The 15,884-nt window shown below is 58.0% G+C and carries 15 protein-coding genes; 8 read left to right on the top strand and 7 right to left on the bottom strand.

Features of this window, described 5'->3' with window-relative positions; genetic code table 11:
* Positions 1-61 precede the first annotated feature (61 nt).
* The 4 genes from L8H52_RS03760 to L8H52_RS03775 all read left to right on the top strand — a co-directional run bounded on the left by L8H52_RS03760 (position 62) and on the right by L8H52_RS03775 (position 3,096).
* Positions 62-814 (top strand): 5-oxoprolinase subunit PxpA, encoded by a 753-nt coding sequence (locus L8H52_RS03760; protein ID WP_242204501.1) that lies wholly within the window; start codon positions 62-64, stop codon positions 812-814.
* Positions 811-1,515, top strand: coding sequence for a 5-oxoprolinase subunit PxpB (gene pxpB, locus L8H52_RS03765; RefSeq protein ID WP_242204499.1), 705 nt, complete (start codon positions 811-813; stop codon positions 1,513-1,515). Before L8H52_RS03760 ends, pxpB begins: the two co-directional genes overlap by 4 nt.
* A complete protein-coding gene (locus tag L8H52_RS03770) occupies positions 1,512-2,429 on the top strand; it encodes a biotin-dependent carboxyltransferase family protein (protein WP_242204497.1) in 918 nt (305 codons plus the stop codon). The genes pxpB and L8H52_RS03770 overlap by 4 nt, the downstream gene beginning before the upstream one ends.
* Positions 2,430-2,547: 118 nt before the next feature.
* Positions 2,548-3,096 (top strand): hypothetical protein, encoded by a 549-nt coding sequence (locus L8H52_RS03775; RefSeq protein ID WP_242204495.1) that lies wholly within the window; start codon positions 2,548-2,550, stop codon positions 3,094-3,096.
* A 64-nt stretch (positions 3,097-3,160) separates the two neighbouring features.
* On the opposite strand, the gene L8H52_RS03780 is transcribed toward L8H52_RS03775, so the two are convergent.
* From L8H52_RS03780 to L8H52_RS03790, 3 genes are all read right to left on the bottom strand, one after another.
* On the bottom strand, positions 3,161-4,339 hold the full coding sequence (locus L8H52_RS03780; protein ID WP_008085921.1) for a VWA domain-containing protein: 1,179 nt from the start codon (positions 4,337-4,339) through the stop codon (positions 3,161-3,163).
* 12 nt (positions 4,340-4,351) lie between these two features.
* Entirely contained in the window at positions 4,352-5,197 is an 846-nt protein-coding gene (locus tag L8H52_RS03785; RefSeq protein WP_180699195.1) for a MoxR family ATPase, read from the bottom strand.
* 292 nt (positions 5,198-5,489) lie between these two features.
* A complete protein-coding gene (locus tag L8H52_RS03790) occupies positions 5,490-6,566 on the bottom strand; it encodes a DUF748 domain-containing protein (protein WP_242204492.1) in 1,077 nt (358 codons plus the stop codon).
* Between the two features lie 127 nt (positions 6,567-6,693).
* Here L8H52_RS03790 and cysK point away from each other — a divergent pair, with 127 nt between their 5' ends.
* Entirely contained in the window at positions 6,694-7,668 is a 975-nt protein-coding gene (gene cysK, locus L8H52_RS03795) for a cysteine synthase A (protein WP_242204490.1), read from the top strand.
* Between the two features lie 184 nt (positions 7,669-7,852).
* On the top strand, positions 7,853-8,791 hold the full coding sequence (locus L8H52_RS03800; protein WP_242204487.1) for an aspartyl/asparaginyl beta-hydroxylase domain-containing protein: 939 nt from the start codon (positions 7,853-7,855) through the stop codon (positions 8,789-8,791).
* 57 nt (positions 8,792-8,848) lie between these two features.
* Here the strand turns inward: L8H52_RS03800 and L8H52_RS03805 are convergent, their stop codons facing one another.
* Both L8H52_RS03805 and L8H52_RS03810 read right to left on the bottom strand, forming a co-directional pair.
* A complete protein-coding gene (locus tag L8H52_RS03805) occupies positions 8,849-9,049 on the bottom strand; it encodes a hypothetical protein (RefSeq protein ID WP_127926226.1) in 201 nt (66 codons plus the stop codon).
* On the bottom strand, positions 9,046-9,492 hold the full coding sequence (locus L8H52_RS03810; protein WP_242204485.1) for a hypothetical protein: 447 nt from the start codon (positions 9,490-9,492) through the stop codon (positions 9,046-9,048). Before L8H52_RS03810 ends, L8H52_RS03805 begins: the two co-directional genes overlap by 4 nt.
* A 531-nt stretch (positions 9,493-10,023) precedes the next feature.
* Between L8H52_RS03810 and L8H52_RS03815 the strand changes: the two genes are divergently transcribed.
* Positions 10,024-10,887, top strand: coding sequence for a DMT family transporter (locus L8H52_RS03815; RefSeq protein ID WP_242204483.1), 864 nt, complete (start codon positions 10,024-10,026; stop codon positions 10,885-10,887).
* A gap of 121 nt (positions 10,888-11,008) precedes the next feature.
* Here L8H52_RS03815 and L8H52_RS03820 read toward each other — a convergent pair whose 3' ends face one another.
* Both L8H52_RS03820 and L8H52_RS03825 read right to left on the bottom strand, forming a co-directional pair.
* Positions 11,009-11,917 (bottom strand): DMT family transporter, encoded by a 909-nt coding sequence (locus L8H52_RS03820; protein ID WP_242204482.1) that lies wholly within the window; start codon positions 11,915-11,917, stop codon positions 11,009-11,011.
* Positions 11,918-12,002: 85 nt separating this feature from the next.
* Positions 12,003-13,628 (bottom strand): methyl-accepting chemotaxis protein, encoded by a 1,626-nt coding sequence (locus L8H52_RS03825; RefSeq protein WP_242204480.1) that lies wholly within the window; start codon positions 13,626-13,628, stop codon positions 12,003-12,005.
* 397 nt (positions 13,629-14,025) lie between these two features.
* On the opposite strand from L8H52_RS03825, the gene aceK reads away from it, so the two are divergent.
* Positions 14,026-15,747 carry a bifunctional isocitrate dehydrogenase kinase/phosphatase gene (aceK, locus tag L8H52_RS03830; RefSeq protein WP_242204478.1) on the top strand — a complete coding sequence of 574 codons (1,722 nt, stop codon included), beginning with the start codon at positions 14,026-14,028 and terminating at the stop codon, positions 15,745-15,747.
* Positions 15,748-15,884 lie beyond the last annotated feature (137 nt).

A 15,884-nucleotide genomic window follows, 5' to 3' on the forward strand; every position in this document is an offset into this window, starting at 1 on the left:
TGATAACCTGCGCAGCACAGTCCTACAGATAAAAAGCCAAGCACTTACAGGAGTGTTCACCGTGAGCCGCCTGCTATTGAATTGCGACATTGGCGAGAGCTTCGGCAGCTGGACCATGGGTCTGGACGCCGAGGTCATGCCCTTCATCGATTGCGCCAACGTGGCCTGTGGTTTCCACGCCGGCGACCCGAGCATCATGCGCAAGACCGTCAGTCTGGCCCTGAGCCACGGCGTGCAGATCGGCGCACACCCGGCCTATCAGGATCTGGTCGGTTTCGGCCGTCGCTCCATGGCGTATTCGGCGCAAGAGCTGCAAGACATCCTGCATTACCAGATCGGCGCGCTCGATGGCATCTGCAAAGCCCAGGGCAGCCGGGTCAGTTACGTCAAACCCCACGGCGCGATGTACAACGACATGATGGCCAACCCGGCGCAATTGCGTGCAGTGATTCAGGCCGTGGCCGCTTACGACCGCAGCCTGCCGCTGATGTTGATGGCCACTCGCGACAACTCGGCGGCGCAACAGATTGGCGATGAATACGACGTGACGTTGTGGTTCGAAGCGTTCGCCGACCGCGCCTACGACAGCGCCGGCAAACTGGTGTCGCGACAACTGCCGGGCGCGGTGCATCACGAACCTGAAAAAATCATCGAACAAGCGCTGACCATCGCCGGTGGCGGCAACCTCACCGCCAGCGATGGCAGCGCCTTGCGCCTGCATGCCAACACCCTCTGCGTACACGGCGACAACGCCAGTTCGGTGGCCGCGGTGCAGCGCATTCGCGAGGCCTTGAACCAGCAGAGTGCATCATGAACCCAAGGATTGAAGTGGTGGCAGTGGATTGCCTGATGCTGCGTCTGTTCGATGAAATCGCCGAAGCCAACATGCCGTGGATGCTCGCCGCCAGTGAGCGCTTGCGTGCGGCATTTGGCGCGCAATTGATCGATCTGGTGCCGTCGTATACGACATTGATGGTGCATTACGATCTGACGGTTTTGAGCCCGAATCAGGCGCGGGAATTGATCGCCGGGGCGCTGATTGATTTGTCGCCGAATTCACGACCCGCCGGTCATTGCCATGTGCTGCCGGTCTGGTATGACTTGAGCGTCGGGCCGGAACTGAGCGTGCTCGCCGAGCGAAGTGGCTTGGCGGTGGAGGAGGTGATTCGTCGCCACAGCGGCCGCGAATATCAGGTGTTCGCCCTGGGTTTCGCGCCGGGTTTCGCCTTTATGGGGCTGGTCGAAGAGATTCTTGCCGCGCCACGTCTGAACACTCCACGCAAGAAAGTCGCGGCGGGCAGTGTCGGTATTGCCGAGCGCCAGACCGCTGCCTATCCGGTCGTATCCCCCGGTGGCTGGAACCTGATTGGCCGCACCCCGGCGCAACTGTTCGACCGTCATCGTGATGGCTACAGCTTGATGCAGCCCGGTGACACCGTACGGTTCGAAGCAGTCAGCCACGCCGAATTCATTCGACTCGGCGGCGACGACACGCCATTGGAGGCGCAGGCATGAGCCGACTGAGGATTGAGGCGAGTACCGCGCTGTGTCTGTTGCAGGACGCAGGACGGTTTGGCGTGCGGCACCTGGGCGTCACACAGGGCGGTGCGGCGGATTGGTGTTCGATGAGCTGGGCCAACTGGTTGCTGGGCAATAATCTCGATGCAACGGTGATCGAAATCACCCTCGGCGGCTTTACTGTGGTGGCAGAGGATGATTGCTTGCTGGGGTTGGCCGGAGCCGATCTTGGCGCGCAGATTGATGGTCAGCCGCTGTCGTCGTGGCGCAGTTTCAAGTTGGGCAAAGGGCAGCGGTTGCAGCTCACTCAGCCATTGCTTGGCGCCCGGGCTTATCTGGCAGCGCCAGGCGGCTTTGATGCGCCAACGGTGTTGGGCAGCCGTGCGACAGTGGTGCGTGAGGAACTCGGCGGTCTTGATGGCATGGGCTTGCCGCTGGCCAATGGGGCGGCGCTGGGTTATCGCGGGGAATCGGTGTTGCTTCGCGAAGTGCCTTTGGCGTTACGGCCGGATTTGCGAGCGAATGCGCCGCTGGATCTGGTACTCGGCGCGCAGATCGGCCAGTTCAGCGGGCAAAGCCTGTTTGATGTATTCAATACGACCTGGGCGCTGGACAGCCGCGCAGATCGCATGGGCATTCGCTTGTTGGGCAGCGCCTTGCACTATCAGGGGCAGCCGATGATTTCCGAAGGAATTCCTCTCGGCGCAGTGCAGGTGCCGCCGGACGGACAACCGATCGTGCTGCTCAATGATCGGCAGACCATCGGTGGTTATCCACGCTTGGGGGCATTGACGCCGCTGGCGCTGGCACGGTTGGCGCAGTGTCTGCCGGGCGACAGGGTTCGGTTTACGCCCGTCATGCAAGAGCGGGCATGGCAAGCTCATCTCGACTATCTGAAGTCCTACTTGTAATTGTCCGTTATTCGGACTGAAGACCGAGACGATTCCACGTGCATGGGTAAGTCGCCCTACATCACTTGGCGAGGGGGTGTGGAACTATCGGTCTTCATCTTTTACAAGGAAGTTCCAGATGCGTTATTTGAAAGTAATGGCTCAGTCAGAGGGCGAGTGCGCGAGCGGTGTCGATGGGCACATTGTCGGGTTTTATGATGGCGTGGGCAGCGTGCCTGTTTATCAGGCCAGCGTTGACCATTTCTACAATGTGCAGCGACTGAACGGCGAACACGCCGCTGATCAGGACATCGTGGCGCGCATCGAGACATTCATGTCCAACGCAACCGTCGACATGATGCGTATGTTTACCTGGAATCACCGTACAGAGGCGAGCGGCAATGCCATTGAGCTGATTGCCGTGGAGGCCAGCGCGGGTGCAGAAGCGAAAAGCGTGAGGTTTCGCATTCTGACCCCTGAGGGCGAATTGAAGAGTGAAATGACCCTGAGTCCTGAAACGGACATTGAAAAGAATCGCAGGGTAGCGCTGGAAAATGGTGGGGCGAAAGTTGTCGCCAAAGGGAAGAAAAAACGCCGCGGGCAACAAACGGCTGCTGTCGGACCGGCGATTCAGGACACCTCCTTCATGGACCGGCTGTGCAAGTCTTATCTCGCGACAGGTTGGTAAATCCGCAGGCCTGAAAGGCAGCCGCTTTCATACGGTTTGCCTTTCAGTATTTACCTTCGGGACCTCACTTGGACAAAAACCGCATCCCTTCCTCAAGCCCGCGCAACGTCAACGGATACATCTGATCCTCGATCAGATCCCGCACGATGTTGGTCGATGAGGTATAGCCCCAGGTATCTTTCGGATACGGGTTGATCCAGATGAGCTTCTTGTACTTCTCCATGAAGCGCTGCATCCACACGTAACCCGGCTCTTCGTTCCAGTGCTCGACACTGCCGCCGGCCTGGGTGATTTCATAGGGCGCCATGGCGGCGTCACCGATGAAGATCACTTTGTAGTCGGCGCCATACTTGTGCAGCAGATCCTGGGTCGAAGTGCGCTCGGACGTACGGCGCATGTTGTTCTTCCACACCGATTCGTAAACGAAATTGTGGAAGTAGAAGTACTCCAGATGCTTGAACTCGGTCTTGCAGGCCGAGAACAGCTCCTCGCAGATCTTCACGTGCGCATCCATCGAACCGCCGATATCGAACAGCAGCAACAGCTTCACGGTGTTGCGTCGCTCGGGGCGCATCTGGATATTCAGCAAACCGGCATCGCGAGCGGTGTGGTCGATGGTGCCATCGATGTCGAGTTCTTCCGCGGCGCCTTGACGGGCAAACTTGCGCAGCCGACGCAGGGCGACTTTGATATTGCGCGTGCCGAGTTCCACCGAGTCGTCGAGGTTCTTGTACTCGCGCTGATCCCAGACTTTTACGGCTTTGCCCTGACGTTTGCCGGCATCGCCAACCCGAATGCCTTCCGGGTTGAAACCGCCGGAACCGAACGGGCTGGTGCCGCCAGTGCCGATCCATTTGTTGCCGCCGGCATGGCGTTCCTTCTGTTCTTCCAGCCGCTTCTTGAACTCTTCGATCAGCTTGTCCAGACCGCCGAGTGACTGGATCTGTGCGCGTTCTTCGTCGCTCAGTGAGCGCTCGAATTCCTTGCGCAGCCAGTCTTCGGGAATCAGCGCCTGCAAGTGATCATCGAGCTTTTCGAGGCCATTGAAGTAGGCGCCGAACGCGCGGTCGAACTTGTCGAAATGGCGTTCGTCCTTCACCAGAATCGCCCGCGACAAGTAATAAAACTCGTCCATGTCGGCGAAGGTCACGCGCTGTTTCAGCGCGTTGATCAGGTCGAGCAGCTCGCGCACCGACACCGGCACCTTGGCTGCACGCATTTCATTGAACAGGTTGAGCAGCATGGCATCAGCCTCTTAGCGGGTGCCGCGACGGCTCATGAACGCCAGACGCTCAAGCAGCTGCACGTCCTGTTCGTTCTTCACCAGAGCTCCGGCCAGTGGCGGAATCGCTTTGGTTGGATCGCGTTCGCGCAACACCGCTTCGCCAATGTTGTCGGCCATCAACAGCTTCAGCCAGTCGACCAGTTCCGAGGTCGATGGCTTCTTCTTCAGGCCTGGCACTTTGCGTACGTCGAAGAACACGTCCAGCGCTTCGCTGACCAGATCTTTCTTGATGTCCGGGTAGTGCACATCGACGATTTTCTGCAGCGTCGGGCGATCCGGGAAGGCGATGTAGTGGAAGAAGCAGCGGCGCAGGAACGCGTCCGGCAGCTCTTTTTCGTTGTTGGAGGTAATGATGATGATCGGGCGTTTTTTCGCCTTGATGGTCTCGTCGATCTCGTAAACGTAGAACTCCATCTTGTCGAGTTCTTGCAGCAAGTCGTTGGGGAACTCGATGTCGGCCTTGTCGATTTCGTCGATCAGCAGAATGACCCGCTCTTCGGACTCGAAAGCCTCCCAGAGCTTGCCTTTCTTCAAATAGTTGCGCACGTCGTGGACTTTTTCATTGCCCAGTTGCGAGTCGCGCAGACGGCTGACCGCATCGTACTCGTAGAGACCCTGATGGGCCTTGGTGGTGGACTTGATGTGCCAAGTGATCAACTTGGCGCCGAACGATTCGGCCAGTTGCTCGGCGAGCATGGTCTTGCCGGTGCCTGGCTCGCCCTTGACCAGCAGCGGCCGCTCCAGGGTGATGGCGGCGTTGACCGCCAGCTTCAGGTCATCGGTGGCAACGTAGGCCTGGGTGCCTTCGAACTTCATCTGCTAATCCTCGAACGGTAACGCCGACCTGACGGGCAGGGCGGAGGCGAAATAATCGGATGCCCGACTATAACGCGCAGCCCGGTCGACTGTGAACGCAGACGGCTTATTCAGTCTCTGAATGGGGCGTCACATGTTGACTCAGTCTCGGCCGATGGCCAGTATTCAGGCCTCGTTGATTTGACGATAGCCTTCAGGACGTCCACTGAATCTGTGGCGAGGGAGCTTGCTCCCGCTGGGCTGCGAGCAGGCGCCGATACTCTATATCTGGATGCTTTTCCAGAAGTGAACTCTAACCTGCGTCCGGCTTAGGCCGTTCATAGCGGGCATTGAATGCCTGTACGAAACCATTACGCAAAATCTGCAGAAACGCTTCGAATGCGCTGATATTTTGCTGATGCACGTTACCGCTGAGTTCGACCTTGGTGGCGAACTGGTTTTTTGCCTGATTCTTCAGCACGGTTTCCGTGCCGCCCACCAGCGCCTCCCAGACCGAGCGGAAAATGCTCTTGTTCTTGTTTTCCACGTCCTGCTGCCAGTTGAACACTTCGACGTCGCGCAGCAGCGGTTTAATGTAGCCGTTGACCTGGGCTTTTTTGGCTTTGGCTTCGATCACCACATCGCCGTGACCGGCGTTGAAGTCGAACTTGCCGTAGGCCGAGGCAAAGTCATTCATGCTTTTGAGTTCGATGTCATTTGCGCGCAGGCGGAATTCAAAGTCTTCGAAATTGCTCAGGGGGTCGAACGTGGCAGTGGTTTCCAGTGGGGCATGCCCGAGTAAAAGCGCTTTGCCTTCGAAGCGGGCGTCGCGTTTACCCTGCTTGTCGACCACGTTGGTCAGGTTATAGATGCTGGCTTCGACATTGGTCGCGTTCATGTTGACCGGTGGCTTGGAGTTGAAATTGCGGAAACTGATCTTGCCCTCATGAATCTGTACCTCGTCGAGGGTGATCGGCAGCAATTTGCCCAGTTGTGCGCGCCAATCAGTGCCTTGACCGGTTTGCGAGTTCTGCTTGTTGGCCCCGCCATCGACGAAGTTGACTTCAGGTTTGACGAATTTAACCTGCGCTACAACGGCATGGTCGTACCACAGCGAATGCCAGCTGACCGCCAGATCGATCAGCGGTGCGTTGACGAATGGTACCGGTACCTTGCCGTCGACCTTGACGATTTTCAGCCCGTTGATCTTGTAGGCGCCGCGCCATAGGGCCAGATCGACATCAGTGATCTGGCCCCGATAGTCACCCATATCCGCGAGTTTGCCGTTCAGGTAGTCGCGCACCATGTAAGGCAGCGCGATATGCAGCGCGATCAGCAACACAACGACGACGGCAAAAATCCCTAGTGGCCAACTGTAGCGACGCTTCATGACGGCAATTCCCTGACGATGTAAGCGATTGACTATTGCCTGGCGCAGTCGTTCGACCCGACTGGACTGCGCCAGGCAACAGGCATACCTTTGAAGGCTGAATTCAATGCTGCATAAGGACCCAGCCATGAGCCGTATTTTTGCTGACAACGCCCATTCCATCGGCAACACGCCGCTGGTGCAGATCAACCGCATCGCGCCGCGTGGCGTGACCATTCTGGCCAAGATCGAAGGGCGCAACCCCGGCTATTCGGTGAAATGCCGGATTGGCGCCAACATGATCTGGGACGCCGAAAGCAGCGGCAAACTCAAGCCGGGCATGACCATTGTCGAACCTACATCGGGTAACACAGGCATTGGCCTGGCATTTGTTGCTGCTGCCCGTGGTTACAAATTGATGCTGACCATGCCGGCCTCGATGAGCATCGAGCGCCGAAAGGTCCTCAAGGCATTGGGTGCCGAACTGGTGCTCACCGAGCCGGCCAAGGGCATGAAAGGGGCTATCGAAAAGGCTGCCGAGATCGTCGCCAGCGACGCCGACAAATATTTCATGCCGGCGCAGTTCGACAACCCGGCCAACCCGGCGATTCACGAAAAAACCACCGGCCCGGAAATCTGGAACGATACCGACGGCGCTGTCGATGTACTGGTCGCTGGCGTTGGCACTGGCGGAACCATCACCGGCGTTTCGCGGTATATCAAGAATACCCAAGGCAAGCCGATTCTGTCGGTAGCTGTGGAGCCGACGTCCTCGCCGGTTATCACCCAGGCGCTGGCCGGTGAAGAGATCAAACCGAGCCCGCACAAGATTCAGGGCATCGGTGCTGGCTTTGTGCCGAAAAACCTCGATCTGTCGATGGTTGATCGGGTCGAGCAGGTCACCGACGAGGAGTCCAAAGCCATGGCGCTGCGTCTGATGCAGGAAGAAGGGATTTTGTGCGGTATCTCTTGCGGTGCGGCGATGGCCGTGGCGGTGCGTCTGGCAGAGACGCCGGAGATGCAGGGCAAGACTATCGTCGTGATTCTGCCGGACTCCGGCGAGCGTTATCTGTCGAGCATGTTGTTCAGTGACTTGTTTACCGAACAGGAGACGCAGCAGTAACCGAGTTGATTCAGGTCAGCCCGGGTTCAGGATCGTTATGCTAATAAATGCTTTGTTGCGCAATTCTTAACACTGAATCTTGGGTTGAACGGGTTTTGCCCGGCGCCGGTAGTGTTTATCATGGCCGGCTGCCATGCCGGGTAAAGGGCATTGCGCAGCGTTGTCTTTATTCAAGGAGTCGTTGATGACCTTTTCGTTAGCCGCCAAGGTATTGGTGCTGCTGCTGTTCGTGGGCAGCATCCTGTATGTGCATTTGCGCGGCAAGGCGCGTTTGCCGGTTCTGCGCCAGTTCGTCAACCACTCGGCGCTGTTCGCCCCGTACAACGCCTTGATCTACCTGTTCTCCGGCGTACCGTCCAAGCCGTATCTGGATCGCAGCAAATTCCCGGAACTGGATGTGCTGCGCGACAACTGGGAAACCATTCGCGACGAAGCCATGCATCTGTTCGATGAAGGCTACATTCGCGCGGCGGAAAAGAACAACGACGCCGGTTTCGGTTCGTTCTTCAAGAAGGGCTGGAAGCGTTTCTACCTCAAGTGGTACGACAAACCGCTGCCATCGGCCGAAACCCTCTGCCCGAAAACCGTGGCGCTGGTCAGTGCGATTCCCAACGTCAAAGGGGCGATGTTTGCGTTGCTGCCGGGTGGCAGTCACCTGAACCCGCATCGTGACCCGTTCGCCGGCTCGCTGCGCTATCACCTCGGTTTGTCGACGCCAAACTCCGATGATTGCCGGATCTTCGTCGATGGTCAGGTATACGCCTGGCGTGACGGCGAAGACGTGATGTTCGATGAGACCTACGTGCACTGGGTCAAGAACGAAACCGACCAAACCCGCGTGATCCTGTTCTGCGACGTCGAGCGTCCGCTGAGCAACCGCCTCATGACTCGCATCAACCGCGCGATCAGCGCCTGGCTCGGCCGTGCCACCGCACCGCAGAACCTTGATGACGAACGCGTCGGCGGGATCAACCAGGCCTACGCCTGGAGCAAGAACTTCAGTGACAGGTTCAGCGGCGTGGTCAAACAGTGGAAACGTCGTCATCCGAAAGCCTACCGCGTGATGCGTCCGGTGCTGGCGGTGGTGGTGTTGACATTGTTGGGGTATTGGCTGTTTGGTTGAGGCTGGATGTTGTAATAAAAAACCGCTCCTTGTGAGCGGTTTTTTATTGCCTGCGAATCAGCGCCGTCCAGCGAGAACGTTGGGTTCATCTACGTCAATGCCATCGACAAGAACCTGCAGAAATCGTTGCTGGTTGGTGGATAACACTAAATCCCCCAGCTTTTCATCGGCTTTGCGTGATCCCTTTTTCGAGGGGGCTCGTTTAACAACCTTACGCATTTTTTTGCCCTCGCTGATCATTAATTGAACAGTTTTCACAATACTTTACCCTCCACCGCGAGCACAAGCCGGCCATCCAAATCAAATGTGAAGCCGAGCTGTCTATATTTCGGAATGGCTCCTTGCATGGGCTCCTGAACTTCAATCAATCTGCTGCCAATAATTTGGGCAAATTCGTCAATGGCCAGCATCGCCAACGCCGCGATACGGTTTTTAAGTGGATGCGCTTCCCCTGGCCTTCCCTCTAGCCGCACGATTCGAATTCGCTGACGGCTATTGTTTGGAATGACAAAACACAGCCCGCAGAGCTCTTGTTCAAACCAGATCGCGACATCCAGAGACAAGGGTTCTCGGGTCTTCCAGGTGACGACATCTCCCCAGGAAAAATGCGGGTTATCCCAAAGCTCAAAAGCACTCATTGCCTGAGCATCGATGGCTTCGAAGCGTACTTTCGAAAAGTCTGCTCCCTCATGAAAAAGCATTTTCTTGGTGGTGATACTAGCCGCCTTTCTCGCCTCTGACCGATACAACTGATAGCGCAGATAACTCCGTTCCCTTGGCTTATGATTCCGAGCATTCCATGTCTCCCCATCGATAGGTGTTGCGGTTGCTCTACAGCCTATTCAGCAGTCATCCATTCGTCGCTACTGGCCCTTTGTCCAAATCATTGCAATCCATGTCCCACGCTGGTTATAGTCAGCGCTCGTGAGCCGCACCGCTCACGCTCCCCCCCTTCAAAAAAGATCTGCGCCAATGCCTGCATCCCTCATCAACGCGGTAGTCGATTCAGCGGTCAACGCTGGCGTCGTGCCGTGCGGGAATCAGCAGCCCCAGCAGATCAGTCATTACCCCCCACCTGTCAGTAGCACGCCGGTGTGCGCAGTCGTATCGCCGCCGGGTGTTGGCGTTTCGGGCTGATCGGCAGTTTCTGCTGACCCCTGCGCCTGCCAGAAAAACCTACTGAATTTCAGCCTCGGCTGAGTTGGCTTCTTGCCTGACTACAGGTGGTATTCATGTTTGTCCTATCGAAAAAATCCGCGCTCGCGGCCGCGTCCACGAGCCTGTTCGTTCTGCTGTGGAGCAGCGGGGCGATCTTCTCCAAATGGGGCCTGGCTCACGCTTCGCCGTTTGCCTTTCTGCTGATTCGCTTTGTGATTGCTCTGTGCGGGCTGATGTTGCTGGCGCCGTTGCTCAAGCTAAAGTTGCCCAAAGGTCGACGGCCAATGCTGTTTGCGATCGCCACGGGTGTGGTGTTGTTGGGCGCGTATCAGATTTTCTATCTGCTGGCGCTCAACACCAAAGTCACCCCCGGTGTGATGGCGACCATCATGGGTGTGCAACCGATTCTCACCGTGGTCTTGATGGAGCGGCAGCGCTCGGCCAGTCGAATGTTCGGTCTGGCGCTGGGGCTGGCGGGGCTGATCATGGTGGTGTACCAGGGCATCGGTCTGGCCGGGATGTCCTGGGCGGGAATGCTGTTTGGTCTGTTGGCGCTGGCGAGCATGACGCTGGGTTCGATCATGCAGAAGCGCATCACCGACAATCCTCTCGGTACGCTGCCGGTGCAGTATCTGGCCGGGCTGTTGTTGTGCGGGATTTTCGTGCCGTTCCAGCCATTTCATTTTGAACACAGCACAGGTTTCATCGTGCCGGTGTTGTGGATGGGGCTGGTGGTCTCGGTGCTGGCGACGCTGTTGCTGTATCGGCTGATCGCGCGGGGCAATCTGGTGAACGTCACCAGTCTGTTTTACCTGGTGCCGGCTGTGACGGCGGTGATGGACTACCTGATTTTCGGCAATCGCCTGGCAGCGTTGAGTGTGCTGGGGATGCTGTTGATCATTGTCGGTCTGGCGTTTGTATTCCGTAAAACCAGCTAACAGATCGTCAGGTGGCGGCTTTCAGGCCGCCGATCGCGAGCAGGCTCACTCGTACAGGGGAACGCATTTCAATTGTAGGAGTGAGCTTGCTCGCGATAGCCATTTCAGCAGCGCCAGAAGTCTAGCGGGCTGTCACCTGCGAAGGTTTCACCACAGCAGGCTTCAACACCAACCACAACGCCGCCGCAATCAGCACGCCACCATAGATATGCGCCATCGACAGTGGCTCATCCAGCAACAACGCCCCCCACAAAACCCCGAACGGCGGAATCATGAAGGTCACCGTCATCGATTTCACCGGGCCGATCGAGCTGAGCAGGCGGAAGTAAATGATGTAGGCGAACGCTGTGCAGCCCAGACCCAGACCGAGCAGCGACAGCCAGACATTCCAGCCGCCCCAACTGACGGGCGGAGCGCTGATCACGCTATAAATAAACAACGGCAACAGGAACAACGTCGCACCGAGCATGCTGCCCAGCGCCGAAAGACGACTGTCCAGGCCACCGGCCTGATCCAGCCAGCGCCGCGCGAGGAATCCGGCAAAACCATAACAAGTGGTTGCGAGCAGACAGGCGACGGCGCCCATCAACAGCTGCAAGTCGAACGCCACGGGACCGGCGCGGGTCAGCACGCCAACACCGAACAGGCCGAGGAACACCCCGCCGAGTTTGGCTGCGGAGAGTTTTTCACTGAAGAACAATCCGCCAATCAGTACGCCCATCAACGGCGTAGTGGCATTGAAAATCGCCGAATAGCCGGCTGGCAGTACTTGGGCTGCGACCGAATACAGCGTCGCCGGAATTCCCGAGTTGATGACGCCCAGCAGCATCACGGTTTTCAGTTTGCCTTTGAAATCCCAGCGCACGCGCATCAGCCCGAGGATTACCAACAGGCCAACGGCTGCAATCGACACGCGAAAGAACCCGGTCGGGATCGTGCCGATCACCGGCGCAATAATGCGCATGAACAGAAAACTCGCGCCCCAGATGGCCGCCAGCGACAACATACGGAAAATATCGACAGGGCTCACGGCGGGTCTCCTTCCTTGATCGGGACGAGAGTGTTGCCGAGCGCCCTGACGAAGGCAACCGCTATTCGGGCATGCAACTTTCCGATCAGATCACAAAGCGTGTCACCAGGCCGTTGAGATCGACGGCCAGACGCGACAGTTCCTGGCTCGCGGCCGAGGTCTGAGTGGCGCCGGCGGCGGTCTGCGTTGAGAGGTCACGGATGGTCACTAGATTCTGATCGACCTCACGCGCCACCAATGCCTGCTGCTCGGCCGCACTGGCGATCACCAGGTTGCGTTGGTTGATCTGCGAGATCGACGCGGTGATTTTTTCCAGCGCCTGACCAGCGCTGTTGGCGCGGCGCAACGTCTGACCCGCCTGCTCGGCACTGCTCTGCAACGCGCCCACGGTCGACCCCGTACCTTGCTGGATGCTGCTGATCATCAGCTCGATTTCTTCGGTGGAATTTTGCGTGCGTTGGGCCAGCGAACGCACTTCATCGGCGACCACGGCAAAGCCGCGCCCGGCCTCACCGGCCCGAGCCGCTTCGATCGCCGCATTGAGGGCCAGGAGATTGGTCTGCCCGGCAATCCCGCGAATCACCTCCAGCACTTTGCTGATGTCCTGCGCCTGAGTGGCCAGGCCCTCGGCTTGCGCCGATGCGCCGAGTACCGCATCGACCAGTTGTTGAATCGAGCTGATGGTTTCGCTGACCTGCACATGGCCGTGCTTGCTGTCTTCATTGGAGGCGGCGGACGCCTCGGCGCTGGACACGGCGTTGGCGGCGACTTCATCCACCGCTGTGCTCATCTCGGTGACTGCCGTGGCGGCTTGTTCGATCTGATCATTCTGCTGCTGCAGGCCGCGAGTACTTTGCTCCATAACCGAACTCATTTCCTCGGCAGCGGAGGCCAGTTGCTGCGCCGATTCGCTGATACCGCGGATGGTCGAGCGCAGATTGCCCTGCATCTCGGCCAAGGCGTCGAGCAGCTGCGACGCCTCATCTTTGCCGCTACTGATAATTTCGCCACTGAGATTGCCGGCCGCAATGCGCCGCGCTACATCCAGTGCCTGATTGATCGGCGTGGTGATGCTGCGTGTCAGTTGCCAGGCCAACAGCAGCGTGGCAATCAGGGCAAACACGATGATGATTGCGACGATCCACAATGCCCGTTGGTACATCGCGGCGGCGGCATCAGCAGCGGCATCGGCGCCTTGCTGATTAAACGAGATCATCTGCTCGAGTGCCTTGTCGAGTACCGTTCCCTGTGGCGCCAATTCATTGTTAAGACGCGTGTAGGCCTGTTCACTCTGCCCGGCGTCGATCTGGCCGATGATTTGTTCGAGGATGCTCATGTACTTGGCGGTGTTGGCATTCAAACCGTCGAGCATCAGCCGTTCTTCCTCGCTGGTGAGCAGGGTTTTGTGATCGGTAAGGCGCTTGAGCAATTCCTCGCGCTGCGCCTTGATGATGCCTTTGCTTCTGTCGCGCACGGCAGGCTGGGTGCTGGTGATCAACCGCAAGGACTCGAGACGGATGCTGGCGATGTTCGCCGCCGCGTCATGGATACTCTCGATGCTCGGCATCCAGGATTCTTCAATCACCGTGGCGCTTTCGCGCAGGGTTTTCATCTGGCCTAGCCCGAACAGGCCGACCACCACCAGCAGACTGGCCAAAACGGCAAAGCTCAAACTGGCGCGCAAACCTATGCGCAGATTCCGGATAGACATCAGTGTGCTCCTTGATCTTTGAAGGGGGGAGGTCGTCCTCGTCAGCGAGGATCTTGTTATGAGGCGGGTAACGGCGGGCTGTATATCAAAGTGCCACTATTTTGGTAAGACCAATCTGGACTCGTCGCTGACGTTCTGCGCAGTCGTAGCAAAGCCACGGGCTAGACACGTGCATTCGCTTTTGGATCCGAAACCCAGAGGATTCGCGGGCTGGCGCAGGGCGGCATGAAGAACCGCTCAGGCGTTAACTGACCGAACGGTTGATTAAAAAAACTTTGCAAAAACGCTGTTGGCGTACAACCCCGGCGCAGATTTGGCAGAAATTGCACTTCACCTGCGCCCGCTTCCGTGGCTAAGCTCAGGCACAGATTTCCCCACGCACGCCGAGGTCTTATCTATGCCGCAGCAATGGCCAGCCACCGACATCGCCCGGATGATCCTCGATGGCTTTGACGATTACCGCGAGCATTTCCGGCGGATCACCGACGGCGCCCGGGAACGCTTCGAACAGGCGCGCTGGCAGGAGACGCAAACGGCGTCGGCGGCGCGGATCAATCTCTACGAAGAAAAGGTCGGCGAAACCATCGCCCGCCTGCGCGAGTATTTCGACGACGACACGCTGATGAATGTCAGCTGCTGGCCGCTGGTGAAAAGCGCCTACATCAGCGTCATCGATCTGCGCTTCGACGATGAGCTGTCCGAGACCTGGTACAACTCGATTTTCTGCGGTCTGTTCAGCCATGACCTGATCAGCGACGGCTGCATGTTCATCCACACCACCCGCCCGAGCCTGCGCCGCGCCCGCGCCGCGCAAACCCGCACGTACAAACCACAGGGACAGCTGTCGGGGATGCTCGCGAGCATATTTGCCGACTATCGCTTCAGCGAGGACTATGCCGATCTGCCCGGCGATTTGCTCCGGCTCGAAGCGCAACTGCGCGAGAACCTGCCGGACTGGGTGTGCAAAGACCCGGAACTGAGTGTCGAGCTGTTTTCCTCGGTGCTGTACCGCAACAAGGGCGCATACCTGGTCGGGCGCATTTACACCCGTGACGAACAATGGCCACTGGTGATTCCATTGCTGCACCGCGAAGGGCGCGGGATTCAGATCGATGCGTTGATCACCGACGAAGCCGATGTGTCGATCATCTTCTCGTTCACCCGCTCGTACTTCATGGTCGACGTGCCGGTGCCAGCGGAGTTCATCGGCTTTTTGCGGCGCATCTTGCCGGGCAAGCACATTGCCGAGCTCTACACCTCGATCGGTTTCTACAAGCACGGTAAATCCGAGTTCTACCGCGCACTGATCAATCATCTGGCCAATACTGATGACCAGTTCATCATGGCGCCGGGCGTGCGCGGCATGGTCATGAGCGTGTTTACCCTGCCGGGTTTCAACACCGTGTTCAAAATCATCAAGGACCGATTTTCGCCGTCGAAAAACGTTGACCGCGCCACGGTGATCGAAAAATACCGGCTGGTGAAAAGCGTCGACCGGGTAGGGCGCATGGCCGATACCCAGGAGTTTGCCGACTTCCGTTTTCCGCTGAGCAAGTTTGATCCGGCATGTCTTGAGGAGTTGCTGGAGGTCGCGCCGTCCACCGTCTCGGTCGAAGGCGACACCGTGTTGATCCGTCACTGCTGGACCGAACGGCGGATGATCCCGCTCAACCTTTATCTGGAAAACGCCAATGACGCGCAGGTGCGCGAGGCGCTGGAGGATTACGGTCTGGCGATCAAGCAACTGGCGGCAGCGAACATCTTTCCCGGAGACATGCTGCTGAAGAACTTCGGCGTCACCCGGCATGGGCGGGTGGTGTTTTATGACTACGACGAGATCTGCTTTCTGACCGAAGCCAACTTCCGCCACATTCCGGCACCGCGTACGCCGGAGGACGAAATGGCCTCTGAACCGTGGTATTCGATCGGGCCGCTGGATGTCTTTCCCGAGGAGTTTCCACCGTTCCTGTTTGCCGACTCGGGGCAGCGCAAGTTGTTCGATCAATTGCATGGCGAGTTGTATAACGCCGATTACTGGAAGGGCTTGCAGGAGGCGATTCGGGCCGGGAAAGTCATTGATGTTTTCCCGTATCGGCGTAAAGGGTTGGATAACGAATAAGCCAGAAACCCTCACCCCAGCCCTCTCCCAGAGGGAGAGGGGGCCTACCGAGGTGTCTTGCGCCAAACGCCGACCTGAAAGACCTTGGCGATTATGGATTCGGTATAGCGGTTTCAGGTCGCTGAACATCTTCAGCA

Origin of the sequence: Pseudomonas sp. CROZ-RG-20F-R04-15 (assembly GCF_022662375.1) — a bacterium.
In the GTDB taxonomy this organism is placed as follows: Bacteria; Pseudomonadota; Gammaproteobacteria; order Pseudomonadales; family Pseudomonadaceae; genus Aquipseudomonas.

What these genes read in the sequence shown, in the direction of transcription:
- pxpB (WP_242204499.1), top strand. Translation starts at nt 811, where the DNA reads ATGAACCCAAGGATTGAAGTGGTGGCAGTGGATTGCCTGATGCTGCGT.
- L8H52_RS03770 (WP_242204497.1), top strand. Translation starts at nt 1,512, where the DNA reads ATGAGCCGACTGAGGATTGAGGCGAGTACCGCGCTGTGTCTGTTGCAG.
- L8H52_RS03775 (WP_242204495.1), top strand. Translation starts at nt 2,548, where the DNA reads ATGCGTTATTTGAAAGTAATGGCTCAGTCAGAGGGCGAGTGCGCGAGC.
- L8H52_RS03780 (WP_008085921.1), bottom strand. Translation starts at nt 4,339, where the DNA reads ATGCTGCTCAACCTGTTCAATGAAATGCGTGCAGCCAAGGTGCCGGTG.
- L8H52_RS03785 (WP_180699195.1), bottom strand. Translation starts at nt 5,197, where the DNA reads ATGAAGTTCGAAGGCACCCAGGCCTACGTTGCCACCGATGACCTGAAG.
- L8H52_RS03790 (WP_242204492.1), bottom strand. Translation starts at nt 6,566, where the DNA reads ATGAAGCGTCGCTACAGTTGGCCACTAGGGATTTTTGCCGTCGTCGTT.
- cysK (WP_242204490.1), top strand. Translation starts at nt 6,694, where the DNA reads ATGAGCCGTATTTTTGCTGACAACGCCCATTCCATCGGCAACACGCCG.
- L8H52_RS03800 (WP_242204487.1), top strand. Translation starts at nt 7,853, where the DNA reads ATGACCTTTTCGTTAGCCGCCAAGGTATTGGTGCTGCTGCTGTTCGTG.
- L8H52_RS03810 (WP_242204485.1), bottom strand. Translation starts at nt 9,492, where the DNA reads ATGCTTTTTCATGAGGGAGCAGACTTTTCGAAAGTACGCTTCGAAGCC.
- L8H52_RS03815 (WP_242204483.1), top strand. Translation starts at nt 10,024, where the DNA reads ATGTTTGTCCTATCGAAAAAATCCGCGCTCGCGGCCGCGTCCACGAGC.
- L8H52_RS03825 (WP_242204480.1), bottom strand. Translation starts at nt 13,628, where the DNA reads ATGTCTATCCGGAATCTGCGCATAGGTTTGCGCGCCAGTTTGAGCTTT.
- aceK (WP_242204478.1), top strand. Translation starts at nt 14,026, where the DNA reads ATGCCGCAGCAATGGCCAGCCACCGACATCGCCCGGATGATCCTCGAT.